We start from the raw sequence: 23,642 nt of genomic DNA on the forward strand, positions 1-23,642 counted from the left end.
GAAGTGTTCGCAGCACCCCCTCTGCGATCGGGAGACGCTTGCGCTGGCGGCGACCGCGCAGAACAGGCCACTGGCGCGGGCAAGGATAGCGTCTGACGCAACCCCTCCGCGTCTTCGCGCCTTCGCGTGAATCAATTCTGCTTGAATTCGCTCAGCCGTCGAGCGAGCGCAACAACGTCCGCACCGCGCTGTCGATCTCGCGATCGACCCCGCGCAATTCCTCGATCCGCCGCACGGCGTGGATCACGGTCGAATGGTCGCGATTGCCGAACTTGCGACCGATTTCGGGCAACGAGCGCGTCGTCAGCCGCTTGGCGAGATACATCGCCACCTGCCGCGGCCGCGCGATCGCCTGCGCCCGCCGGGCAGAAATCAGGTCGAGCTGCTTGACCTCGAAATGCGCGGACACCGCGCGCTGGATGTCATCGATCGTGACCCGCTTGGCCGGCCCGGCCAGCATCTCGCCCAGCGTCGCATGGGCGAACGCCATATCGATCGTATCGCCGGTCAGCGAGGCATAGGCGATCAACCGGTTCAGCGCACCTTCCAGTTCGCGCACGCTGCCGCGAATACGTCCGGCCAGCAGTTCGAGCACATCCTCGGGCACGACGATGCCGGGCACCTCGGCCAGCTTCGCCGCGAGGATCGCATGGCGCAGCTCGGTTTCCGGCAGCTTGATGTCGGCGACCAGCCCCCCGCCCAGCCGCGACAGCAGCCGGGGATCGATGCCCTCCAGCAGCCCCGGCGAACGGTCGCAGGCGATCACCACCCGCTTGCCCGCATCCATGAACGCGTTGATCGTGTGCAGGCATTCCTCCTGCGTCGCATCCTTGCCCGCCACGAATTGCAGGTCGTCGATCATCAGCAGATCGACCCCGCGCAGCCGCGCCTTGAATCCATGGGTATCGCGCGCGCGCATCGCCGCGACGAACTCGAACATGAACCGCTCGGCCGGCAGATAGGTCGCGCTTGCCGCCGGATCGGCGTCGAGGAACGCATGACCGATCGCATGCATCAGATGCGTTTTGCCAAGGCCGGTACCGCTATGCAGGAATAGCGGGCTGAAGCGCGGCGCGCCAGGTTCCGCCACCGCCTTCGCGGCATTGAACGCCACTCGATTCGATGCCGAAACGACGAACCGGTCGAAACGATAGCGCGGATCGAACACCGGACGGTCGCCGGGCACCCGCTGCGGCACGGCGGCCGCGAAGGCCACCGGCGGCGCGACGGGGGCTGGCGCCGATTCCGGCAATACGGCCGGCGGCACGATTCGCGATTGCAGCGCGCTCGCCGTTTCGACCACCACGTCGCGCACTTCCGGCAATTGCGCCCGGAACTCGTGCGTCAGGCGTTCAGCATAATGATTGCGGACCCAATCGGTCATGAAGGCCGACGGCAGCGTCAGGCGGACGACGCCGTCGCCATCGGGGGCGACCAGTTCCATCGGCTTCAGCCACCGGTCGAACAGCCGCTGTCCGGCGGACGCACGCAGGTTCTGGCGCACGCAGGCCCATGCCGCGGCAACCTCAACCTGACCATGATCCACCGGTTTCGTCACTCAGATACACCCCTCCCGCCCGGAGAATCAGCTTCTCCGCCACGGTTCATCCATCGTTTAAAAGCCCCCCTGACCGTGCCGGAGCGACGATCGTACACGGAGATTCGTGCGGGCCCCGACCACCGCTATCGGCGTCGGGAAGTGCTGTTTAGGAACCGCGACGCCGATCGATCAAGTCACGAAACCGAAATAAAGGCGGTTGACAGCGCCCCAGCGGCGGAAACCCGTTGGATTTATTTTTTTGCTTTTTATGTCAATATCTTAGCAGATTTTCGCTTGGTCCGAATCCTCGAATCCACGGATTTCTGCCGTTTTCCCGGGCGTTGATTCGGCACGGTTTGCAGGAACCATTCCAGCGCGGAACGGGCGCTTCGGACCGACGTGTGACACCGTGATCGGGCGACGCAAGAAACCCCGCCGACCATGTGGTCGACGGGGTTGATCCTGTCCGACAAGGACAAAGCGATCAGGCGATCGCGCCGACCGCCTTCGTCAGGCGCGAGAACTTGCGGCTCGCAGTGTTCTTGTGCAGCACGCCCTTGGCGACGCCACGGGCCAGCTCCGGCTGGACGCTCGCCAGCGCGGTGGTCGCCGCTTCGCGGTCACCCGCCACGATCGCTGCCTCGACCTTCTTTACGAAGGTACGGATGCGACCAACGCGCGCACCATTGATTTCCGCACGACGCGCATTGCGCCGGATACGCTTCTTCGCCTGTGGCGTATTCGCCATGCCGTCCTCGACTCTCGCAAATGATTGGTGCCGATCGAACAATCCGACCGGAGAAGGTGCGCCCCTTAACTGGTCGGGGGCGTCAGGTCAACTATCGCTGGCAGGATCGGCACCAGAAGGTGGAGCGTCCACCATCGACGCGCCGCTCGACGATACCGCCGCACGGGCATGGTTCGCCTTCACGGCCATAGACCCTGAATTGTTTCGAGAAATAGCCCAGTTCGCCATCGGGACGGGCATAATCGCGCAGGGTCGATCCCCCTGCCTCGATCGCCGACAACAGCACCGCGCGGGTCGCATCGACCAGCAGCGCCAGCCGTTCGCGCGCGATTTGCCCCGCCGGCCGGGTCGGTGAAATGCCCGCGACGTTCAGCGCCTCGCACACATAGATATTGCCGAGTCCCGCAACGATTCGCTGATCGAGCAGCAGGATCTTGACCGGCGCGATTCGCCCTGCGAACCGCCGCTCCAGATGCTCGGCGGTAAAGTCCGGGCCCAGCGGCTCGGGCCCCAGTGCGGCAAAGGGCGGCCATGCCGGGACCTCGGCGGTCGGCATCAGATCGACCGACCCGAAGCGACGCGGATCGTTGAGCACCACCTGCCGCCCGGCATCGGTCGTCAGCTCCAGATGGTCATGGGCCAGCGGCTCGGTCGGATCGACCCGCCACCGCCCCGACATGCCGAGGTGAAAGATGAAGGTGTCGTCGCGATCGGTCGCGATCAGCCCGTATTTGGCGCGGCGCGACAGGCCGGTCACCGTCGCCCCGGTCAGCCGCTGCCCCAGATCGACCGGCAGCGCCCGGCGAAGATCGGCACGATTCGCGATGACTCGCGCCAGCCGCTGACCGGTCAAGACGGGTGCCAGACCGCGAACGGTGGTTTCGACTTCGGGAAGTTCGGGCATGCGGTCCTTCGGTCGGCCGGCGCTTGGCACCGGTATGTACGCCAGAGAGCTAGGTTCGGTTTGCCCCCGCCACAAGGCACGGCTAGGGCAGTCCCATGAACGACACGGTATCCTTCGGTTACGAAGATGTGGCTCCTGCGGAAAAGACCAAGCGCGTCGGCGATGTCTTCGCCAGCGTCGCCTCGCGCTACGACCTGATGAACGACGCGATGTCGGGGGGCATGCACCGGTTGTGGAAGGACCGGTTCGTCGCGCGGGTGAAGCCGCAAAAGGGCGAATCGATTCTCGACATGGCCGGCGGCACCGGCGACATCGCGTTCCGCATGGCCAAGGCCGGCGCGCACATCACGGTCGCCGACATCAACCCGGCGATGCTGGGCGTGGGCATGGAACGCGCCGAAAAGCGTGGCATCGACGGCCTGCTCTGGTCCGAACAAAATGCCGAGACGCTCGATTTCGGCGACCGGGCGTTCGACGGCTATACGATTGCGTTCGGCATCCGCAACGTGACCGACATTCCCAAGGCGTTGCGCGAGGCGCACCGCGTGCTGAAGCGCGGCGGGCGCTTCTTCTGTCTCGAATTCTCGACGGTGACGTGGCCGGGCTTTGCCGATGTCTACGACCAATATTCGCACAAGCTGGTGCCCAAGCTCGGCAAGCTGCTGGCGAATGACGAGGACAGCTATCGGTATCTGATCGAATCGATCCGTCGCTTTCCCGACATGCCGACCTTCGAACGGATGATCGGCGAGGCGGGCTTCATCCGCACGCGGGTGGAGCCGATCATGGGTGGGCTGGTCGCGATCCATAGCGGGTGGAAGATTTGATGCGGCACGCATCAAACCCCCGCGCAGGCGGGGGTCCAGGGCAAAAGGCCGCATGACGTCGCCCCTCACCCATTACTGGCGCATCCTGAAATGGGGGCGCACGCTCGCCCGCCACGGCGCGTTGATCGAGCTGGAGCGCAACCCGCGCACGCCGCCGCGCCTGCGCCGGGTCGTGCGCCTTGCCCGGCTGGGCGCGCGCGTCCCCGCGACCCCGCGCTATGCCGAGGCGTTCGCGGCGCTGGGTCCGGCAGCGATCAAGCTCGGCCAGACGCTCGCCACCCGCCCCGATCTGGTCGGCGAGGATGTGGCGCAGGACCTGTTGTCGCTGCAAGACGCGCTACCGCCGCTGTCATGGGCTGTGGTGCGCCCGGCGATCGAATCGGGACTGGGTCAGCCGATCGAGCGCCTGTTCCAGTCGATCGAGGAAAGCCCGGTCGGTGCCGCCTCGATCGCACAGGTCCACCGCGCCATCACCACCGACGGCCGCCGGGTCGCGGTGAAGGTCCTGAGGCCCGGCGTCGAGGTGCAGTTTTTCGACGCGATCGACACCTATGAATGGGCCGCCGCCCGCATGGAGACGATGGGCGGCGAATTGCGGCGGCTGCGCCCGCGCCTCGTGATCGAGACGATGAAGCGCTGGACCGCGCGCGAACTCGACCTGCGCCGCGAAGCCGCGTCCGCGTCGGAACTGGCACAGGGGATGGAGGCGGAGCCCGACTTCACCATTCCCGCAATCGACTGGCAGCGGACCACGTCCAAGATTCTGACCACCGAATGGATCGACGGTATCAAGCTGTCGAACCGCCCGGCGCTGATCGCGGCAGGGCACGACCTGCATGCGATGGCGACGCGGCTGGTCCGCGCGTTCCTGCGACAGGCGATCGCCGACGGATTCTTCCACGCCGACATGCACCAGGGCAATCTGTTCGCCCTGCCCGATGGTCGCATCGCCGCGATCGATTTCGGAATCATGGGCCGGATCGACCGCCGCGCGCGGGTGTGGTTGGCTGAGATCCTGTATGGCCTCATCACCGGGGACTATAAGCGCGTCGCCGAGATCCATTTCGAGGCGGGCTATGTCCCGGCCCATCACAATGTCGCCGAGTTCGCCACGGCGCTGCGTGCGGTCGGCGAACCGATGCGCGGGCTGGCGGTCAAGGACATGTCGGTCGGCATGATGCTCGATTCGCTGTTCAACATCACCCGCGACTTCGACATGGAAACGCAGCCGCACCTGCTGCTGCTGCAAAAGACGATGGTGATGGTGGAAGGGGTCGCGACCGCACTCGATCCCGACATCAACCTGTGGGAGACGGCGGCGCCGTTCGTGCGCGGCTGGATTCGCGACGAGCTGGGGCCGGAGGCGATGGTCGCCGACCGGATCATCACCGACCTGCGCACCTTTGCCCGGCTGCCCGACCTGATCCGCAATATCGAGGCGCGCTATCCCGCGCCCGGCGGTGCCCCGCCCTCCCCGCCGCTGCCCGAGGTCGCCGTCGTCCGCGTCGGCGGCGGCTGGCGCTATGCGGCGGTCGGGATCGCCGGCGGCCTCGTCGGTGCGGCCTCGGCGATGCTGCTGGGATGATCCGCGCGCGACCGCCGGTCTGGCTGTCGTGCTCCAGCCGGTTCGCGACGCTGCGGCCCGGCATGGCGCTCGGCATCGCGCTGCTGGCGCTCGCCCTGCTGGCATCGGCCTGGTTCCTGCCGGCCGAGGACCCGGCCCGCGACGCGCCGCTCGGTGTCGACCTCTATGCCTCGGTCGTCGACGGGCTGCGCAGCGGCGGCGATTATTATGCCGTTGCAGCGCAGGAACTGCGCGCCAATCGCGCCCCGCTCCACCCCTTCCCCGCGATCCGCCTGCCGACGCTGAGCGTGGTGCAGGCGGCGCTGCCCGACCTCGTCTCGATCCTGCTGCTGATCGCCATCGCCGCCGCCACCGGCCTTGCATGGAGCCGGCGGATCGGCGGCTGGTTCGAACGCGGCCCGCCGCGCATCGTCGCGCTGTTCCTGCTCGCCGGTGGCATGGTCGCGTTCGTCCAGCCGTCGCTGGTCGCTTTCCACGAGCTATGGGCCGGGCTGCTGATCGCATGGTCGCTGGCGATCCGGCGCGAGGACCGCTGGGTCGAGGCGGTCGCACTGGCACTGTGCGCGATGGTGATCCAGGAAACGGCGGCGCTCTATGCACTGGCGATGCTGGCGGCGGCACTGCTGGACGGGCGTCGACGCGAGGCGCTGGGCTGGGTCGCGGCGCTGCTGGTGTTCGTCGCCGTCCTGCTGCTCCATGCCCGCGCGGTCGTGCTGGTCGCCGGGCCGCTCGACGCGGTATCGCCCGGCTGGAGCGGCCTGCACGGCCCCAGCCTGTTCGCTTCCGCCATGGCGCGATCGACCGCGCTCATCATCCTGCCATGGTGGCTGGGCGCGCCGCTGGCGATGCTGGCGATGCTCGGCTGGGCGGCGGCACCGGGGCCGCTCGGCGGACGTGCCGCACTCACCTTTGGCGGATATGCGCTGGTGATCGCGGTGTTCGCACGCACCGACAACTTCTACTGGGCGCTCGCCACCGCCCCTGCCTATCTGGTGGGCATGGCGTTTCTTCCCGACGCGGTACGCGACCTGGCCCGGCCGATCCTCGACAGGCGGCGTGTTCGGGTGCAGAGGATTACCCGATGACGCGCATATTGCTGATCGTCGGTGGCGGCATCGCCGCATACAAGGCGTGCGAGCTGATCCGCCTGTTGCGCGGCCGCGGCCATAGCGTCCGCTGCGTGCTGACCGATGGCGGCGCGCAGTTCGTGACGCCGATGACACTGGCGGCACTCAGCGAGCAGCCGGTCCATACCAGCCTGTGGGACCTGAAGGACGAGGCCGAGATGGGCCATATCCAGCTCAGCCGGCAGGCCGATCTGGTGGTCGTCGCCCCGGCCACTGCCGACCTGCTCGCGCGCATGGCGGCGGGCATGGCCGACGACCTCGCCACCACGTTGCTGCTCGCCACCGACAAGCCGGTGCTGGCCGTCCCGGCGATGAACGTCCGCATGTGGCAACATGCCGCGACCACCGACAATGTCGCGACCCTGCGCCGGCGCGGCGTGACCGTGCTCGACCCCGATGACGGGGCAATGGCCTGCGGCGAATTCGGCCCCGGCCGCCTGCCCGAACCGCCCGCGATCGTCGCCGCGATCGAGGCGATGACGACCCCGACCAACCCGTCGCTGGCCGGTCGCCATGTGCTGGTGACCGCCGGCCCGACGCATGAGGCGATCGATCCGGTCCGCTATCTCGCCAACCGCTCCTCGGGCAAACAGGGTTTCGCCATCGCCGCCGCGTGCGCCGCGCGCGGTGCGCAGGTGACGTTGATCGCCGGACCGGTAACGATGCCGACGCCGCCGGGCGTGACGCGGGTCGATGTCGAATCGGCGCGCGACATGGCCAATGCGGTGGCACAGGCGCTGCCCGCCGATGCCGCCGTCATGGTCGCCGCCGTCGCCGACTGGCAGGTCGAGGCCGCCCCGTCCAAACTGAAGAAGGGCGACGGCCCGCCGACGCTCACCCTGCTGCCCAATCCCGACATCCTCGCCATGCTCGGCCGTTCGCCGCGCCGTCCGCGCCTGTTGGTCGGCTTCGCGGCCGAAACCGACGACGTGCTCGCCCATGCCACCGCCAAGCGCAGCGCCAAGAATGCCGACTGGATCGTCGCCAACGACGTGTCAGGCGATGTGATGGGCGGGGATCGCAACGCGGTCCAACTCGTCACCGCCGACGGTGTCGAACGCTGGTCCGACGCCCCCAAGACCGATATCGCGGCCCGACTGGCCGACCGGATTGCCGATGCGCTGCTTTAGTCCCTTGTTGCTCCTTGCCACCGTCGGCTGCGCCACCACCGCGCCGCCACCGGTGACGCTGGCCGGTGCCAGTTTCGGCCCGACCGCGTCGCGCGATGTCCGCACCCTCGTCCTCGTGCTGCACGGCGACGGCGACGGCATGGTGCCCGCCGCGTTCAACGACGCCGCCCATGCCATTGCCGACGCGATCCCCGGCGCACGCGCGGTCGCATTGCTGCGGCCGGGCTATCGCGATGCGACAGGCAACGCATCGCCCGGCACCCGCGGCGGGACCGACGGCGACAGCTATACTGCCGATCGTGTGGCGGCGGTCGCCGATGCTATTGCGGGCTGGCGCACCCGCTATCAACAGGCGCGCGTGATCCTGGTCGGGCAATCGGGCGGGGCGGCGATGGCGGCGACGTTGATGGGGGTCCGTCCGGGGCTCGTCGACGGCGTCGTGCTGGCGGGTTGCCCGTGCATGTTGCCCGAATGGCGAAAGTATCGCGCGAATCAGGGGGCGGTCGGGTTCAGGACGGCGGTGGACAGCTTCGATCCGTTGCAGACCGTCGGCGGCGTCGCGCCATCGACCCGCGTCGCGCTGCTGGTGGGCGCCGACGACCGGGAAACGCCCCTGCGCTTTTCGCGCGGCTATGCCGAGGCGCTGGCGCTGCGCGGGATCGCCACCGACTATCGCGTCCTGCCCGGGCGCGGGCATGACCTGTTGCGCGACGGCGATCTGATCGACGCGGTACGCCGCATGGCCGCCGCGCCGCCCACGACCCCGCAACGCAATGCGATGGTGACGCCATGATCCCGATCCGCCTGCGCCGCCTGCCCCATGGGCACGATCTGCCGCTGCCCGGCTATGCCACCGCCGGTGCGGCGGGCATGGACGTGGTCGCGGCCGAGGAGGTCGAACTCGCCCCCGGTGCGCGCCACGCCGTCGCGACCGGCTTCGCCATCGCGATCCCCGATGGGTTCGAGGTACAGGTCCGCCCACGCTCGGGCCTCGCGCTCAAAAATGGCATCACCTGCCTGAACACCCCCGGGACGATCGACAGCGATTATCGCGGTGAGGTGAAGGTGATCCTCGCCAATCTCGGCGACCAACCGTTCCGCGTCGTACGCGGCGAACGCATCGCACAGCTCGTTCCCGCCGCCGTCACCCGCGCCGACGTGATCGAGGTCGATACGCTCGACGATACCGCACGAGGAACCGGCGGATTCGGTTCGACCGGGCGATGACGCTGCTGACCCTGCTCACGCTAACGCAGGCGATGCCGCTGGTGCCGATGCCGGTGCCCGCCGCACCCCCGATCGCCCGCTCGCCGATCGACTGGGCCGCGCTGCCGCCCTTGCCCTATCGCCGGACTCCGCAACCGACGACGTCGATGGTCAATTTCGTCGTGACCGAACTGCGCCGCAACGAATGCCCGCGCCCCATGCCGGTGATGGGCCGTACGGAGTTGCAGGTCGACGTCGCGGTGCTGATCGGCGAGGATGATCTAGTCCGTGCCACCATCCCCCGTGCGATCGGCTGTCCGACCGTCGAACAATATGGTGCCGGGCTGGTCGTCAGCTTCGCGCGCGGCAATCTGATGCCGCACTTCGTCAAAGGTGGCAGCTGGTACCGCGCCTCGTTGCGGTTCGACTGGACCGAATGACCTTTTCCGACGCCGAACTCGATCGCTACGCCCGCCACCTCGTCCTGCGCGAGGTCGGCGGGGCGGGACAGGCGGCGCTGAAGGCCGCGCGCGTCGTCGTCATCGGCGCGGGCGGCATCGGTTCGCCCGCGCTGCAATATCTGGCGGCGGCGGGGGTCGGCACGCTGGTCGTGATCGACGACGACCGGGTCGACGCGAGCAACCTGCAACGCCAGACGTTGTTCGGGGACGGCGATATCGGCACGGCCAAGGTGACCGCCGCCGCGCAGGCGCTCGGCCGCATCAACCCGTATGTCACGGTCGAGCCGGTCGCCACGCGCATCGACGCGGCCAACGCCAGCAAGCTGCTCGCCAGGGCGGACGTGATTCTCGATGGCTGCGACAATTTCGCCACGCGCCTGATCGTCGCCGATGCCGCGCTGGCGGAGCGCGTTCCGCTGGTCTCGGCGGCGGTCGGCCAGTTCGAGGGACAATTGGGGGTCTTTCGCGGCTGGGAAGCGCATCTGCCCTGTTATCGCTGCCTCGTCGGCAACGATCCCGCCCGCGCCGATGCCAGTTGCGCCGATCAGGGGGTGCTGGGCGCGCTGACCGGGGTGATGGGCAGCCTCGCCGCGCTGGAGACCATCCGCGCGATCGTCGGCTTCGGCGACGATCCGGCGGGCAAGCTGCTGGTCGCCGACCTGCTCGCCTTCCGCTTCCGCACTCTGTCGCTGCCGAAGGATCCGGGCTGCCGATGCGCGGGCTGACGATCATCGTCGTCGCGCCCGATCCCGACCGCTTCCGCGCCGCACTTACCCTCGCCTGCGCGGCAGCGGCGCTGGGCGGGCGAACGCGGGTCTATCTGCACGAGGGGGCCGTGGCGCTGCTGGCGGAGGCCGGGACCGCGCCGGCGGGGTTGCCGAACCTGACCGGGATGCGGGCCGTCGCGATCGAGAGCGGCGTCGAACTGATCGCCTGTCAGACCGGGCTCGCGCTTGCCGGGCTGGCGGCGGACGACGCGATGGTCGCGGCAGGTGGCATGATCGACCTGCTCGCGACCCTCGCCGACGACCGGCTGGTCACCGTGTAGACGGGGCGGAGGCCGTGGCCCCCGCCCGACCCGCTCAACCGTTGGCGAGTGCTTCCTGCGCGAACGCACGCACTGCCGGTCCGATATCGGCCCGACCCAGCGCCACGGCGATGTTCGCCTGCACCCAGCCGGCCTTGTCGCCGCAATCGTACCGCTTGCCGTCGAACGTGAAGCCGTGGAACGGCTGGTTCCCGATCAGCTTGGCCATCGCGTCGGTCAGCTGGATTTCGCCACCGGCGCCCGGCTCCTGCGAATCGAGGATCTGCATGACTTCGGGCTGCAAGATGTAACGGCCCGGAATCATCAGGTTCGACGGCGCCTTGCCCTTGGGCTTTTCGACCAGCGCAGTGACTTCGGTCAGGCGGCCGTCCTGCTTGCCGGGCGAGATGATGCCGTACTTGTCGGTCTCGCTGTCGGGCACTTCCAGCGCGCCGATGACGTTGCCGCCGACCTCATTATAGGCTTCGACCATCTGACGCAGGAAACCGCCCACCATCAGTTCGTCGGGCAGCAGCACCGCGAACGGCTCGTCGCCGACGATCTCACGCGCGCACCACACCGCATGGCCGAGGCCCAGCGGCTCCTGCTGGCGAACATAGACCGGGCTGCCCGGCTTCTGGCGGATGCCCTCGATCAGCGACATCGACTTGCCACGCGCCTTCATCGTCGCTTCCAGTTCGTAGGAAACGTCGAAATGATCCTCCAGCGCGCCCTTGCCGCGGCCGGTGACGAAAATGATCTGTTCGATGCCGGCTTCCAGCGCCTCTTCGACGGCGTACTGGATCAACGGCTTGTCGACGACCGTCAGCATTTCTTTCGGCATCGATTTGGTAGCGGGAAGAAACCGGGTGCCGAGGCCGGCGACTGGAAAGACTGCCTTGCGAACCTTCTTGATCGTCATCGTTTCATCCCCAAAATTTGCTGCGCCGCGATAGAGATACGCTGCGGAATTGGCAAACGACGTTTGCCTGCCGTACTGCCGGCTGCGGCATTGCGGCAGTTCATTGATCGTACAGCCCCTTTCCCCTAAGGGCGACGCAGATCATGGTGTTCTCCAAGCTATTTCGCAGGCCCGCAACCCCCGCCCCCCGCGTTCCCGACGATGTCGTCGTTTATGCGATCGGTGACGTGCATGGGCGGCTCGATTGCCTCGACGATCTGCTTGGGCAGATCGACGCCGATCCGGCACGCGGCGGACGGCGGCCGGTGCTGGTTTTCCTCGGCGACCTGATCGATCGTGGTCCGGAATCGCGTGGCGTTGTCGACCGGGTCATGGCGATGTGCGCGGCCAGCGTCGATGTGCACTGCCTGTGCGGCAATCACGAGGAACTGCTGCTCTCCGCTGCAGAAGGTGCCCGCCAGGCGCTCGGCATCTTCGCACGCGCCGGCGGCAAGGAAACCCTGCTCAGCTACGGCGTCGACGAAGCGGCCTATGAGCGAGAAGATCTGAAGGGCGTCCAGCGCCTGATCGCCGGGCATGTGCCGGCGGCGCATCTCGACTTTCTACGCGGCCTGCCCGACCAGTTGGTCGTTGGGGAGTATGTGTTCGTTCACGCCGGCATCCGCCCCGGCGTTCCGCTCGATGCGCAGAAATCCTCGGACTTGCGCTGGATTCGCTCGCCATTTCTCGACCATGTCGGCCGCTACGAACGTTTCGTCGTGCATGGCCACACCGTAACGCAAGATCCCGACATCCGCGCCAACCGCATCGGCATCGATACCGGTGCCTATCGCAGCGGCCGATTGACCGCGCTGGTGCTGGAGGGGGACATGCGGCGGTTCCTGTCGACGGCCCTGTCCGCAGGCAACCACGCCGCAGCGGCGTAAACGCCAACCGTTCCTGAACAATGACAAGCACGGCAAGCCGCTGTGACTGGCATCGCCCGATGCGTTGATCGCCGGACGAACGAAAAAGGGCGCCCCAACGGAGCGCCCCTTCCCTAGACTGAAGCGCGGTTTCCCGCGCGAGCAATCAGTTGCTGTCCGAGTCGCTGTCCGAATCGGCAACAACGACGATGCCCGCAACGACAGCAGCCGCGGCGAGAAGCGCCACGATGATGCCGCCGCCGGCCAGCTTTTCGCCCTTGGCGGCCGGAGCCGAAGCGCGAGCAACCGACAGCTTCGAAGCGTTGGCGGCGGTCGCAACCGTCGGAGCAACGGTCATCGAAACGGCCGAAGCCGCGATCAGCATGTTCTTAGCAAAACCCATGTCAACACTCCCTTGTATCTCTACACGTCGAGCGGCCCTTCGCATACGGTCCGCCCCCCTGCAAGCTTAATCATACCAATCACGGCCAACCGTTTCCGGTTCCGGACGAGCATAATACGCCTTGCGCACGGCTGAAACTCACCGGGGCGTGCCCGGTTTCGTTCGCAATCGCGGAAGTTCAGTATGCAATGCGGTACCAATTAGGGCAAGCGCACTGCGTCCGATGATGATCGGATTATCGGAGCGGCTGGTCGCGCGTCGCCACGATCGGCGGCACGGACGGGATCGGCGCGCCGGGCGGGATCGCGGCGATCTCCAAGGCGATATTTTCCGCACGTTTTCCTGCGGATGAATGGGTCCGGCTATGGAAAATGCCGCCGTCGATCCGGGCACCGGGTCCTTTCCAGAACGCAACGGCCGACGCCGGATCCCAACGCGCATTGCGGAGCAGATGGACGCTCAGCCGGTCGGCGTCGTCTTCGGTCATGCGAAAGATGCGTCCATTTCGGCCCAATTCGCGCAACAGGCCACGACTTACCTTCGCCGCTTCAAGGCGGACGTGGTGGCGCAGGATATTGTGCGACAATTCATGCGCAACGACGACGGCAAGTTGCGAATCATCGAAGCGTTCGAGAAACTGGCTGGAAATCTGCACCAGCCGGCCATCGGCAACGGCATCCATCGATGGTCCGACCCGCAATTCGAACAGGGTGCGACATCCGGGTGAGGCCGGGACGGTCACCGGTCGCTCCTGACCTGCACGGCGCAGGATCATCGCCAACGGTCGATCGGACGGTTGCGCTTCCAGCATCACGGCGAAGGCGTCGCGGGTTGCGACATGACCACCGCCGCTCGCGACCGGTACCGGCCGTGCGTTTACGCTGACGATGGAATCGTTCGCTCGCACCCCGGCGCGGTCGGCGGGACTGCCGGGTACGACCGCTTCGACCGCGATCGCGGATTCGAAGCCGAAGGTCGTGCGGGCAGTCGCCTGCTCGCTGACGTCATACTGATCGATGGCGTGCACGATCAGTCCGGTGACGGGCGCGCGATCGGCGCACAGCGCAGCATTGGCGTGGGCCAGCCGATAGCCGATCGCCCCCAGCCGCAGATCGGCAGCGCGAAGTGTTTCCAGAGTCGCCTGGTCCGTCCCGGTGGTGACGGCGGTATTCGGCGCAGCACCGATCGTCAGCAATATTGTCGCGAGCAAAACGGGATGCCGCGTCCGAACCACCCGGCGATGCTCGGCGATCCAAGGAAAGGGAAAAGACATCCGCCCGCGATAGCATGATCGCAAAGCCCAAGGCGATGCCGGGCAGACTGCAGGGTATCGGCCCACCGAAACGAAAAACGGCGCCGGAAACCTCCGACGCCGTTCTCGATCGAACCGGTCTCGCGTTTAACGCATGCCGGGCGGAAGCGCCTGTCCGGGGGGCGGTGCGCCGGCACCACCGCCCTGCTGCTGCATCATCTGTTGCATCTGCATCTGCTGCAGCACTGCCTCGGGGATGAATTCGATCATGTCGACATCGAACACCAGCACCTGCTTCGACAGTTTCTTGACCTCCGGCGACATCGGCGGCGCACCTTCGGGACGCGGCGCGCCATAGCCGAGCGCCGGCGGCAACCAGAAACGATATCGCGACCCCTTCGACATCAGCTTCAACGCCTCTCCGAACCCCGGAACGACCTGCTTGGGCGACATCGGGGTCGGGTTGCGGCTCTGGTCGAAGATCGTGCCGTCCGTCAACTTGCCGACATAGTTGATCAGCGTCACGTCGGCATCGGTCGGGGTCGGGCCGCTACCCTTGGTCAGCACTTCATATTGCAGACCGCTGGCGGTCGTGACGACGCCGGGCCGCGATGCATTGGCGGCGAGAAACGAGGCCGTTTCGCTGCGCGAACCAACCCAGGCGAAACCGGCCGCGACCAGCAACGCGAGCGCGATCCCGATCCACACCCAGACGATATGACGCTGCTTGACAGGCTGCAGCGGAACGGCAGTGACCGACATCGACACCCCTTTGGCACGCCTCGCGCACCCGATCTCAGGAAACCGGCGGCATCGTCGGCATCATCGCCGGCGGACCGCAATCGCGGAATTACCGGGCGCTGTCGCGCTCGAGGCGCTTGCGCTCCATCTTGCGCGCCCGGCTGATCGCTGCCGCCCGTTCGCGAGCGCGCTTTTCCGAAGGCTTTTCGTAATGACGACGCAGCTTCATTTCGCGATACACACCCTCGCGCTGCAGCTTCTTCTTGAGCGCGCGCAGGGCCTGATCGACATTATTTTCACGAACCATGATCTGCATGAGGTCGAAAAACTCCGGGTCTTTTCATTGCAATAGAATAGGGTTCGCCGAAGCATGGCCGCGGCGTGACGCTTTCCCCTAACAGGAGTGCTCTCTGCGGGCAAGCGTGAGCGCCTGCCGGGGTCAGAACAGCAGGTCGCCTCCGGCGCGTCGGGCCAATATCCGGCCGATTGCGTCAAACAACGCATCCATCGCCACCGGCTTGAACAGGACTTCGTCGGCGCCCGCGGCAAGACATCGCTCGGTCAGGTCGACCGCCGTATCGGCGGTGACGATGATGATCGGCAGCGTCTGTTTCACATCCTCGCGCGCCCGCACGCGGCGGATGACCTCGAACCCGTCCATGCCGGGCATCCGCAGGTCGAGCAGGACCAGATCGAATTCTTCCTCGTCGATCCGGCGCAGCCCGGCTTCGGCCAGATCCGCCTCGACCATGGTCGCACCGGCGACGTCCAGCATGTCGCGGACGACCCGGCGATTCATCGCGTCATCCTCGACGAACAGGATTCTCATGCGTCACCGATCCGAAGGATCGCCCTGTTTTCAAAGCTTTGCATATCGAGATCCGCTATCGCTACGCCGCATTTGAAACAAGGGCTGTTGGCACCGCACCCTGGTTATCCCGAACGACGAACAATGCATCGATAAGTTGCTTAGCCGAAACCGGCTTGTTTAGCAATGTTATGACGCCCTCGTCGATATTTACGTCATATTCTTCTGCGTTGCGCATCAGAACGGCCGGCACCGGCGCTGTCCGAAGCACCGTCCCGATCTCGGCAAGATCGCGCTCCGGCGCATCGCTGCCGGTGCGGACTGCTTTCATATCCATCAACAAGGCGAGCACCCTGCCCCCGGCCAACAGCTGCCGCACCGTCGCCACGTCGTCGACGAACGCGATCGCCGCGCTGTGATCGGCAAACAGGGTCCGCATCATCCCCCGGGCGATCGGATTGCGTTCGAGGATGACCAGCTTGTTCGGACCGGCCACGTCGCCCCCGTCCGTTTCCCCCGGGTCCGCCGGCGTCACCGGCAGGTCGAGCGTGAAGGTCGACCCTTTGCCCGCGACACTCGTCACGCGGATGTCTCCGCCCATTGCGCGGGCAAGATTGCGACAGATGGTCAGCCCGAGGCCGGTACCGCCGAAGCGGCGCGTCGTGCTGTTGTCGGCCTGCTGAAACGATTCGAAGACATCATCGATACGGTCGGCGGCGATACCGATGCCGGTATCGGTCACGGCGATCCGGACATGATGGTCGTCACCCTCGACCCGCAGGCCGATGCCGCCGGTTTCGGTGAACTTCAACGCATTCGACAGCAGGTTGAAGAGGATCTGACGCAGCCGTACCGGATCCCCCTCGATCCAGCGGGGGACCTGCCCGATCCCGAGCGTGAAGCGCAGCCCGCGATCCTCCGCGTGCCGCCGCGACGATCGCGCCAGCGTCTCGACCGTCTCAATCAGGTCGGTCGGAATACGTTCGACCGACAGATTGCCCGACTGCATCTTGGCGACATCGAGAATATCGTCGACCAGCGCGCGCATCGTGACCCCGGCGTCGTGGACGATGCCCAACCGATCGCGCAGGTCGGGCGTCAGTCGCTGATCGCGCAGCATAACCTGCGCCATGCCGAGGATGCCGTTGAGCGGAGTGCGGATCTCATGGCTGGTCGTCGCGAGGAAATCACCCTTGGCCTTCAACGCCTTTTCCAGCGCGACATTGCTCGCCGCCAATTCGACGTTGGCGTCGCGCACCGCATTCCGGCTCCGGCGAAGCGTAATGAGACCGAAGGTCAACAGCGCGACCAGCACCGCGACCGCAGCCGCGATGCCGCCGAACAGGATGCGCTGGTATCGCGCGCTCGCCCGCTCGAACACGATGTTGCGACGCAGTTCCTCCTGCTTCAGCCGGGCAATGCGCAGTTCCTGGTTCTGAAAATCGAACCGCGCCGCCATCAACGCGGTCTTGGTCGAGGTGGTGAGCTTCGTCGCCTGTTCGTTCAGCCGGCTGAGCGCTTCCAGATGGGCGAGCGACTTCGGTGCATCGCCGACCGCCGAATAGACGGCATAGGCGTTCTGATGATTGTCGCGCGCGGGAAGGCCGGTCGTGCGCAGATCGACCCCGTCGAATGCGGCATCGACCAGCTGCACCGCCAGCGCCGTGTCGCCGCGATCGATCGCCACCCGCGCCGCCAGCGTGCGCAGCTGGTCCAGCGAGGCCTTCGACCCGACCGCTTCCGCGATCTTCATACCCGCCATGACCGACTGCCATGCCGCCGCATCATTGCCCGCCGCGCGCTGCGTCCGCGCGAGGTTGCGCAGGATCTGCACTTCGAACGACGGATTGTTCAGCCGGCGTACCGCGACCAGCGCCCGTTCGAAATCCACGATCGCGCGTCGATAGTCGCGCATCTCGCTGATCACGTTGCCGCGATTGTTCAGCAGCGAAACCGACAGCAGGGGATCGCCGCCATAGGTCTCGATCGCCTGCTCGTAATAGCGAAGCGCCGCTTCGAAATCGCTGCCCTGCCGATACAGCGCACCGATGCTGAGCAACGCCATGGCCTGCCCGCGCCGATCACCGGCGGCAAGATAGACGCGATAGGCCGATTGATAATCGCCCAGCGCCGCTGCCACCTGCCCCTCATCGGCGGACAGGTCGCCCCGCGTACGCAGCGCGTCGCCTTCGATCGCGACACGGGGGGAGAGCCTGGCGAGGATCGCCAGCGAACGGTCGACCGCGCGCTTGGCGGCCGCTTCCTGATCGAGCCGGATATAAGCCTCGGCCTGCAACCAGATGCTAGCGGCGACCAGCCGTGAGGAGGCACCGTCACGCTGCAGGGCGACGCGCTCCAGTTCCTGCCCGGCCCGCAAACCGGCGCGGGGTTCGGCGACCAGGGCGGCGCGAATCACATCGAAACGGCGGTCCAGCGGGTCGACGCCCGGCTGCGCACTTGCCGGCAACGCGCTGGTCGCCATCAAGAGAGTCAGGGCAAGGAGCGGGAGACGCAAGCGCATTGGAGCAAACTAACCCGATTGGGTTAATGATTGGTACCGCTTAACCGGTCTTCCACTGACCTTCGTTGCGCAGGAACGACAGGCGCGGACTGGCCATCGCCGCAAGATGGCGTTCTTCCAGCAAAAAGGTGCGGAACGCAGCGAACTCGATCGGGCGGCTGATCAGATAGCCCTGCACCATGTCGCAGCCCATGACGCCGAGCAGCGCCAGCGCGGCGGGTGTTTCGACGCCTTCGGCGGTCACTTCCATGTCCAGCGCATGGGCGAGATCGATCGTCGAACGCACGATCAGCGGATCACGGTTGCTGCTGGTCAACTGGGTGACGAACAGCTTGTCGATCTTCAATTCGCTGGCGGGCAGACGCTTGAGATAGGCCAGCGACGACAGGCCCGCCCCATAATCGTCGATCGCCAGCGGCACGCCGATCTCGCTGAACGTCCGCAGATTGGCGATCGCGCTTTCGGGATCGCGGATGACGGCGGTTTCGGTGATCTCGAACCCGACACGTGCGTCGCCTTCGCGGACGAGTCGGCAGGCCTCGCGGACGAACCCCGGATCGGACAGCAAGACGCCCGACATGTTGATGAAGATCGGAATGTCATAGCCAGCCGCCGCAAGCATGCGCTGATCGGCGATCACCCGGCGGATGGTCCACAGCGTCAGCGCACCGATGACGTTCGATCGCTCGGCGGCCTCGATGAAATCGCCGGGCAGCACCAGCCCGCGCGTCGGATGCCGCCACCGCACCAGCGCTTCGGCACTCGCCACGCATTGTTGGCGCACCCGTACCTTGGGCTGATATTGCAGGAAGATCTGCCCGTCCTCGATCGCGCCGGGCAGGTCGCGCATCAGCTGGACCGGGTCGTGACCCGCGGCGGGGTCGTTCAGATCGCGCACGACATCCGCGCCGATCTGCTGTCCGTCGACAAGCGCAAGCTCGGCTGCCTCGATCAGCCGGACCTCGTCGGCCTCGCGCACCCGGCCACCCACGCCGCCGATTCGCAACGTCACGCGATAGCTTTCGCCGTTCAGGTCGAACGGCTGCACCATCGCCGCTCGGATACGCTCGGCCATGGCGTTGCCGGCCGTGGCCGAATCGCGCTCGAACTTGATCTCCAATCCGCTCCTGCCGACCGGCGTGATCCGGCTATCGGCGATCATCGCGTTCAGACGCGCGGCAATGTCGGTCAGCGCCACCCCTGCGCCGACGACGCCGATCTGCCGTCGCAACGCGGCGAAGTCCTCGATTTCGGCGAGAAACAGGAAGCGATATCCGGCAGAGGGCGCGCCAGCGCACGCCGAGATCGATCCGTCGCGCACAGCGACCGGCGACAGGGGCCGCTGCCCCCTCCCGTGTCCTGACGGCCCGACCAGCGGGATATGTTCCGAATCGGCGCGTGCCATGATGTCTGACGCTACCTCGCAAACCCCGAAGCATCCGTTAACGCTCCCAATCGCGACGAGATGGTTTTCTTGTAATTTGAGATTGGCCTATGGTTAATTTCCGGTTAATAAGGTGCCGCGCTTCGGCGCTACTGGGAGACTGAAAATGCAGGCGTTTTTCGCACTGTTCCGTGATCACTACGGCGAAGACCTTCGTCCGATCTGAACGGAATATTCGCCTGGATCGGGACGGTTCGCCGGAACGATCCAGGCGTTTTTGCGAAACACCCTGCCGGACCGATCCGGACGGCCTCTCCGACGACCTGCCCGATTCGAACGCGGCAAAGCTGAACTGGCGGGCACGCGAAGAATCGTTGTCTTGTCGCACCGCCGTTGGTCGCTACCTGCGACGGGACCATGACCGATCCTGCATTCCACCGCCTCACCCACCTCGAACGGCTCGAGGCGGAAAGCATTCATATCCTGCGCGAAGTGGTCGCCGAGGCTGAACGCCCGGTGATGCTGTATTCGGTTGGCAAGGATTCGGCGGTGATGCTGCACCTCGCCAAAAAGGCATTCTATCCGGCCCCGCCGCCCTTCCCGTTGCTGCATGTCGACACGACGTGGAAATTCCGCGCGATGTACGATCTGCGGGACAAGGCGGCGCGCGATGCCGGCATGGAGTTGCTGGTCCACCACAATCCCGATGCACAGGCGCGCGGCATCAATCCGTTCGATCATGGCAGCCTGCACACCGATTTATGGAAGACCGAGGGGCTGAAGCAGGCGCTCGACCAATATGGCTTCGATGCCGCGTTTGGTGGCGCCCGCCGCGACGAGGAGAAGAGTCGCGCCAAGGAACGCGTCTTTTCCTTCCGTTCGGCCAATCACCGCTGGGACCCGAAGGCGCAGCGACCCGAACTGTGGCATCTGTATAATGCGCGGAAAGCGAAGGGCGAATCGATCCGGGTCTTCCCGCTGTCGAACTGGACCGAGCTCGACATCTGGCAATATATCCTGCGCGAGCGGATCGAGATCGTGCCGCTGTATTTCGCCGCCCCCCGCCCGACCGTCGAGCGTGACGGGATGTTGCTGATGGTCGACGACGACCGCTTCCGGCTGTTGCCCGGTGAGATACCGACGACACGATCGATCCGGTTCCGCACGCTGGGCTGCTACCCGCTGACCGGCGCGGTCGAGAGCGAGGCGGCGACATTGAGCGACGTCATCCAGGAAATGTTGCTGACCACCACCTCCGAACGGCAGGGGCGCGCGATCGACCGCGACGCAGGGTCGGCCAGCATGGAAAAAAAGAAGCAGGAGGGCTATTTCTGATGGCAACCGCCCCCGCCTATACGCCCGACGCCCTGATCGCGGCCGATATCGACGCCTATCTGGCGCAGCACCAGACCAAGTCGCTGCTCCGCTTCATCACCTGCGGATCGGTCGACGACGGCAAATCGACCCTGATCGGCCGGCTGCTCTATGATTCGAAGATGATCTTCGAGGATCAGCTCGCCGCGCTGGAGAGCGATTCGAAGCGCGTCGGCACGCAGGGGCAGGAGATCGACTTCGCGTTGCTGGTCGATGGTCTTGCCGCCGAGCGCGAACAGGGCATCACCATCGACGTCGCCTATCGCTTCTTCGCGACCGAAAAGCGCAAGTTCATCGTCGCCGATACGCCCGGCCACGAACAATATACCCGCAACATGGTGACCGGCGCGTCGACCGCCGATCTGGCGGTGATCCTGATCGACGCGCGCAAGGGCGTGCTGACCCAGACGCGGCGGCACAGCTATCTCGCGCATCTGATCGGTATCCGGCACATCGTGCTGGCGGTGAACAAGATGGATCTGGTCGGCTATGACCAGGCGACGTTCGATCGCATCGTCGCCGATTATGCCGCCTTTGCCGAATCGATCGGCATTGCCGGCTTCACCGCGATTCCCTTGTCAGGGTTCAAGGGCGACAATATCGCCGCCCTCTCCGACAACACGCCATGGTATGGTGGCCCGGCACTGATCGAGCATCTCGAATCGGTCGCGCTCGACAGCGATGCGGCGGCAACGCAGCCGTTCCGCCTGCCGGTGCAATGGGTCAACCGCCCCGACCTCGACTTCCGCGGTTTCGCCGGCCTGATCGCCAGCGGCACCATCCGTCCGGGCGATGCCGTGCGGGTGCTGCCGTCGGGCAAGACGTCGCGCATCGCGCGGATCGTGTCGATGGACGGCGATCTGACGGAGGCGGTCGCCGGTCAGTCGGTGACGTTGACCCTGACCGACGAGATCGACTGTTCGCGCGGCGACGTGATCGCCGCCGCCGATGCGCCGCCGCAGGTCGCCGACCAGTTTCGCGCGACGATCGTGTGGATGGACGGCGAACCGATGCTGCCCGGTCGCGCCTATTGGCTTAAGACCGGTGCCGGCACCGTCTCGGCGACGGTGCAGCCCCCGCGCCATGCGATCGACGTCAACACGCTGGCCGAATTGTCGGTCAAGACGCTGTCGCTCAACGATATCGGCGTGGCCGACGTCTTCACCGATCGCGGCATCGCCTTCGAACCCTATGCCGACAATCGCGACCTCGGCGGGTTCATCCTCATCGACAAGATCACCAACGCCACCGTAGCCGCCGGCATGATCGACTATTGCCTGCGGCGTAGCCAGAATGTGCATTGGCAGTCGATCGACATTACGCGGCAGGCGCACGCCGCGCAGAAGAACCAATCCCCCCGCGTCCTGTGGTTCACCGGCCTGTCGGGGTCGGGCAAGTCTACGATCGCCAATCTGGTCGAGAAGAAGCTGCACGCGCTGGGCAAGCACAGCTTCCTGCTCGACGGCGACAATGTCCGTCATGGGCTGAACCGCGATCTGGGCTTCACGGATGCCGACCGGGTCGAGAATGTCCGCCGCGTCGGCGAGGTCGCCAAGTTGATGGCCGATGCCGGACTGATCGTGCTGACCGCCTTCATCTCGCCGTTCCGTGCCGAACGCGATCTGGCGCGTTCGATGCTGCCCGCGGGCGAGTTCGTCGAGGTGTTCGTCGATACGCCGCTGGCCGTCGCCGAAGCGCGTGACGTGAAGGGGCTGTATGCCAAGGCGCGCAGCGGCGCGCTGGCCAACTTTACCGGCATCGACAGCCCCTACGAACCGCCGCTCGCACCGGAAATCCATGTCGACACGACGCGCGAAACGCCGGAAGCCGCCGCCGAACGCATCGTCGAACATGTGCTAGGCATCTGGGCGCCGGTATTGTGACCGACGACGCACTTCTCGCCACCGCGATCGCCGACGAGGCCGGCAAGCTGTTGCTCTCAATCCGGGCGGAGGGGCGCGAGACCGGCAAGGCGCTGGGCGACCGCGGCGACCGGGAAGCGAATACGCTGATCCTCGAACGACTGCGCGCCGCCCGCCCCGATGCGTTCGTGCTGTCCGAAGAGTCCGCCGACGACAAGGCGCGCTGCGCCGCCGCGCAGACATGGATCGTCGATCCGCTGGACGGCACCCGCGAATATGCCGAGGGACGCGACGACTGGGCGGTGCATATCGCGCTCGCGGTCGGCGGCCGTGCCGAGGCCGGAGCGGTGGCGTTGCCGTCGCTGGGCGTCACCTTGTCGAGCAGCCCCGCACCGGTGGTGCCGCCCCGCCCCGCCCGCCCGCGCATGGTCGTCAGCCGCACCCGCCCCGCGCCACAGGCGCTGGCGGTCGCCGAAGCGATCGACGCCGAACTGATCCCGATGGGATCGGCGGGTGCCAAGGCGATGGCGGTGGTGCGCGGGGAGGCCGACATCTATCTGCATGCTGGCGGGCAGTATGAATGGGACAGTTGCGCGCCGGTCGCAGTGGCGCTGGCGGCCGGACTGCACGCGTCGCGGATCGATGGGTCGCCGCTCTATTATAATTGTCAGGATACGTGGCTGCCCGATCTGCTGATCTGTCGGCGCGACGATGCGGCGCGGATCCTGCCGATCATCGCCGGTCTGGAACTGGATCGGTAGCGCACGGCTTCCAAGCGGCCGATGTAATGGTTTGACCGATCGGGACGGGTCCGACGCTTCGATCCGTTCACCGACAACAGGCTGCGATCGATGCCAGCCTGTGGCCCATGTCCGTCGTCCCCGCCGCCCCCGGTTGCGGCCACGAACCGTATCG

24 protein-coding genes are annotated in these 23,642 nt (G+C 66.3%); 13 read left to right on the forward strand and 11 right to left on the reverse strand.

Going from position 1 to position 23,642, the window contains the following annotated elements:
- Positions 1–151: 151 nt before the first annotated feature.
- The 3 genes from dnaA to mutM form a co-directional block, all read right to left on the reverse strand.
- Positions 152–1,558 (reverse strand): chromosomal replication initiator protein DnaA, encoded by a 1,407-nt coding sequence (dnaA, locus tag ASE91_RS08460; RefSeq protein WP_056624952.1) that lies wholly within the window; start codon positions 1,556–1,558, stop codon positions 152–154.
- 466 nt (positions 1,559–2,024) lie between these two features.
- A complete protein-coding gene (gene rpsT, locus ASE91_RS08465) occupies positions 2,025–2,288 on the reverse strand; it encodes a 30S ribosomal protein S20 (protein ID WP_056001951.1) in 264 nt (87 codons plus the stop codon).
- Positions 2,289–2,379: 91 nt separating this feature from the next.
- Positions 2,380–3,192, reverse strand: coding sequence for a bifunctional DNA-formamidopyrimidine glycosylase/DNA-(apurinic or apyrimidinic site) lyase (gene mutM / locus ASE91_RS08470; protein WP_056624954.1), 813 nt, complete (start codon positions 3,190–3,192; stop codon positions 2,380–2,382).
- 95 nt (positions 3,193–3,287) lie between these two features.
- Here mutM and ASE91_RS08475 point away from each other — a divergent pair, with 95 nt between their 5' ends.
- From ASE91_RS08475 to ASE91_RS08515, 9 genes are read left to right on the forward strand one after another with little or no spacing between them, the layout of a single operon-like run.
- A complete protein-coding gene (locus tag ASE91_RS08475; RefSeq protein WP_056624957.1) occupies positions 3,288–4,019 on the forward strand; it encodes a class I SAM-dependent methyltransferase in 732 nt (243 codons plus the stop codon).
- A gap of 52 nt (positions 4,020–4,071) precedes the next feature.
- The gene (ubiB, locus tag ASE91_RS08480) at positions 4,072–5,604 is read left to right on the forward strand and encodes a 2-polyprenylphenol 6-hydroxylase (protein WP_056624960.1); all 1,533 of its coding nucleotides are present in this window, start codon (positions 4,072–4,074) and stop codon (positions 5,602–5,604) included.
- Positions 5,601–6,689, forward strand: coding sequence for a hypothetical protein (locus ASE91_RS08485; protein ID WP_082453911.1), 1,089 nt, complete (start codon positions 5,601–5,603; stop codon positions 6,687–6,689). The genes ubiB and ASE91_RS08485 overlap by 4 nt, the downstream gene beginning before the upstream one ends.
- Positions 6,686–7,861 (forward strand): bifunctional phosphopantothenoylcysteine decarboxylase/phosphopantothenate--cysteine ligase CoaBC, encoded by a 1,176-nt coding sequence (gene coaBC, locus ASE91_RS08490; protein ID WP_056624963.1) that lies wholly within the window; start codon positions 6,686–6,688, stop codon positions 7,859–7,861. The genes ASE91_RS08485 and coaBC overlap by 4 nt, the downstream gene beginning before the upstream one ends.
- Positions 7,862–7,865: 4 nt before the next feature.
- On the forward strand, positions 7,866–8,654 hold the full coding sequence (locus tag ASE91_RS08495) for an alpha/beta hydrolase family protein (RefSeq protein WP_235530386.1): 789 nt from the start codon (positions 7,866–7,868) through the stop codon (positions 8,652–8,654).
- On the forward strand, positions 8,651–9,088 hold the full coding sequence (gene dut / locus ASE91_RS08500) for a dUTP diphosphatase (RefSeq protein WP_056624966.1): 438 nt from the start codon (positions 8,651–8,653) through the stop codon (positions 9,086–9,088). The genes ASE91_RS08495 and dut overlap by 4 nt, the downstream gene beginning before the upstream one ends.
- The gene (locus tag ASE91_RS08505) at positions 9,085–9,507 is read left to right on the forward strand and encodes a hypothetical protein (protein ID WP_056624969.1); all 423 of its coding nucleotides are present in this window, start codon (positions 9,085–9,087) and stop codon (positions 9,505–9,507) included. The genes dut and ASE91_RS08505 overlap by 4 nt, the downstream gene beginning before the upstream one ends.
- Positions 9,504–10,253, forward strand: coding sequence for a HesA/MoeB/ThiF family protein (locus ASE91_RS08510; protein WP_056624972.1), 750 nt, complete (start codon positions 9,504–9,506; stop codon positions 10,251–10,253). Before ASE91_RS08505 ends, ASE91_RS08510 begins: the two co-directional genes overlap by 4 nt.
- Positions 10,241–10,576 carry a DsrE family protein gene (locus ASE91_RS08515; protein ID WP_056624980.1) on the forward strand — a complete coding sequence of 112 codons (336 nt, stop codon included), beginning with the start codon at positions 10,241–10,243 and terminating at the stop codon, positions 10,574–10,576. The genes ASE91_RS08510 and ASE91_RS08515 overlap by 13 nt, the downstream gene beginning before the upstream one ends.
- Before the next feature lie 34 nt (positions 10,577–10,610).
- Here ASE91_RS08515 and galU read toward each other — a convergent pair whose 3' ends face one another.
- Entirely contained in the window at positions 10,611–11,477 is an 867-nt protein-coding gene (gene galU, locus ASE91_RS08520; RefSeq protein ID WP_056001976.1) for a UTP--glucose-1-phosphate uridylyltransferase GalU, read from the reverse strand.
- Between the two features lie 143 nt (positions 11,478–11,620).
- On the opposite strand from galU, the gene ASE91_RS08525 reads away from it, so the two are divergent.
- Complete coding sequence (locus ASE91_RS08525) at positions 11,621–12,403, forward strand: metallophosphoesterase family protein (RefSeq protein WP_056624983.1); 783 nt, start codon at positions 11,621–11,623, stop codon at positions 12,401–12,403.
- A 145-nt stretch (positions 12,404–12,548) separates the two neighbouring features.
- On the opposite strand, the gene ASE91_RS08530 is transcribed toward ASE91_RS08525, so the two are convergent.
- The 7 genes from ASE91_RS08530 to ASE91_RS08560 form a co-directional block, all read right to left on the reverse strand.
- Positions 12,549–12,767, reverse strand: a complete 219-nt coding sequence (locus ASE91_RS08530; RefSeq protein ID WP_200909493.1) for a hypothetical protein — start codon at positions 12,765–12,767, stop codon at positions 12,549–12,551.
- A gap of 253 nt (positions 12,768–13,020) precedes the next feature.
- Entirely contained in the window at positions 13,021–14,058 is a 1,038-nt protein-coding gene (locus ASE91_RS08535; RefSeq protein WP_156357742.1) for a M48 family metallopeptidase, read from the reverse strand.
- 126 nt (positions 14,059–14,184) lie between these two features.
- Positions 14,185–14,799 carry an FKBP-type peptidyl-prolyl cis-trans isomerase gene (locus ASE91_RS08540; RefSeq protein WP_056002359.1) on the reverse strand — a complete coding sequence of 205 codons (615 nt, stop codon included), beginning with the start codon at positions 14,797–14,799 and terminating at the stop codon, positions 14,185–14,187.
- Positions 14,800–14,887: 88 nt separating this feature from the next.
- The gene (rpsU, locus tag ASE91_RS08545) at positions 14,888–15,094 is read right to left on the reverse strand and encodes a 30S ribosomal protein S21 (protein WP_056001986.1); all 207 of its coding nucleotides are present in this window, start codon (positions 15,092–15,094) and stop codon (positions 14,888–14,890) included.
- A gap of 123 nt (positions 15,095–15,217) precedes the next feature.
- On the reverse strand, positions 15,218–15,607 hold the full coding sequence (locus ASE91_RS08550; RefSeq protein ID WP_056624988.1) for a response regulator: 390 nt from the start codon (positions 15,605–15,607) through the stop codon (positions 15,218–15,220).
- Positions 15,608–15,668: 61 nt separating this feature from the next.
- Entirely contained in the window at positions 15,669–18,068 is a 2,400-nt protein-coding gene (locus ASE91_RS08555; RefSeq protein ID WP_056624991.1) for an ATP-binding protein, read from the reverse strand.
- 79 nt (positions 18,069–18,147) lie between these two features.
- A complete protein-coding gene (locus tag ASE91_RS08560) occupies positions 18,148–19,512 on the reverse strand; it encodes an EAL domain-containing protein (protein ID WP_082453914.1) in 1,365 nt (454 codons plus the stop codon).
- Between the two features lie 396 nt (positions 19,513–19,908).
- On the opposite strand from ASE91_RS08560, the gene cysD reads away from it, so the two are divergent.
- From cysD to ASE91_RS08575, 3 genes are read left to right on the forward strand one after another with little or no spacing between them, the layout of a single operon-like run.
- The gene (gene cysD, locus ASE91_RS08565; protein ID WP_056624994.1) at positions 19,909–20,826 is read left to right on the forward strand and encodes a sulfate adenylyltransferase subunit CysD; all 918 of its coding nucleotides are present in this window, start codon (positions 19,909–19,911) and stop codon (positions 20,824–20,826) included.
- Positions 20,826–22,748: a sulfate adenylyltransferase subunit CysN gene (cysN, locus tag ASE91_RS08570; RefSeq protein WP_056625000.1), complete on the forward strand. Its 1,923-nt coding sequence runs from the start codon at positions 20,826–20,828 to the stop codon at positions 22,746–22,748. Before cysD ends, cysN begins: the two co-directional genes overlap by 1 nt.
- Positions 22,742–23,488, forward strand: coding sequence for a 3'(2'),5'-bisphosphate nucleotidase CysQ (locus ASE91_RS08575; RefSeq protein WP_156357743.1), 747 nt, complete (start codon positions 22,742–22,744; stop codon positions 23,486–23,488). The genes cysN and ASE91_RS08575 overlap by 7 nt, the downstream gene beginning before the upstream one ends.
- Positions 23,489–23,642: the final 154 nt, after the last annotated feature.

Origin of the sequence: Sphingomonas sp. Leaf62 (assembly GCF_001421915.1) — a bacterium.
Classification (GTDB): domain Bacteria; phylum Pseudomonadota; class Alphaproteobacteria; order Sphingomonadales; family Sphingomonadaceae; genus Sphingomonas.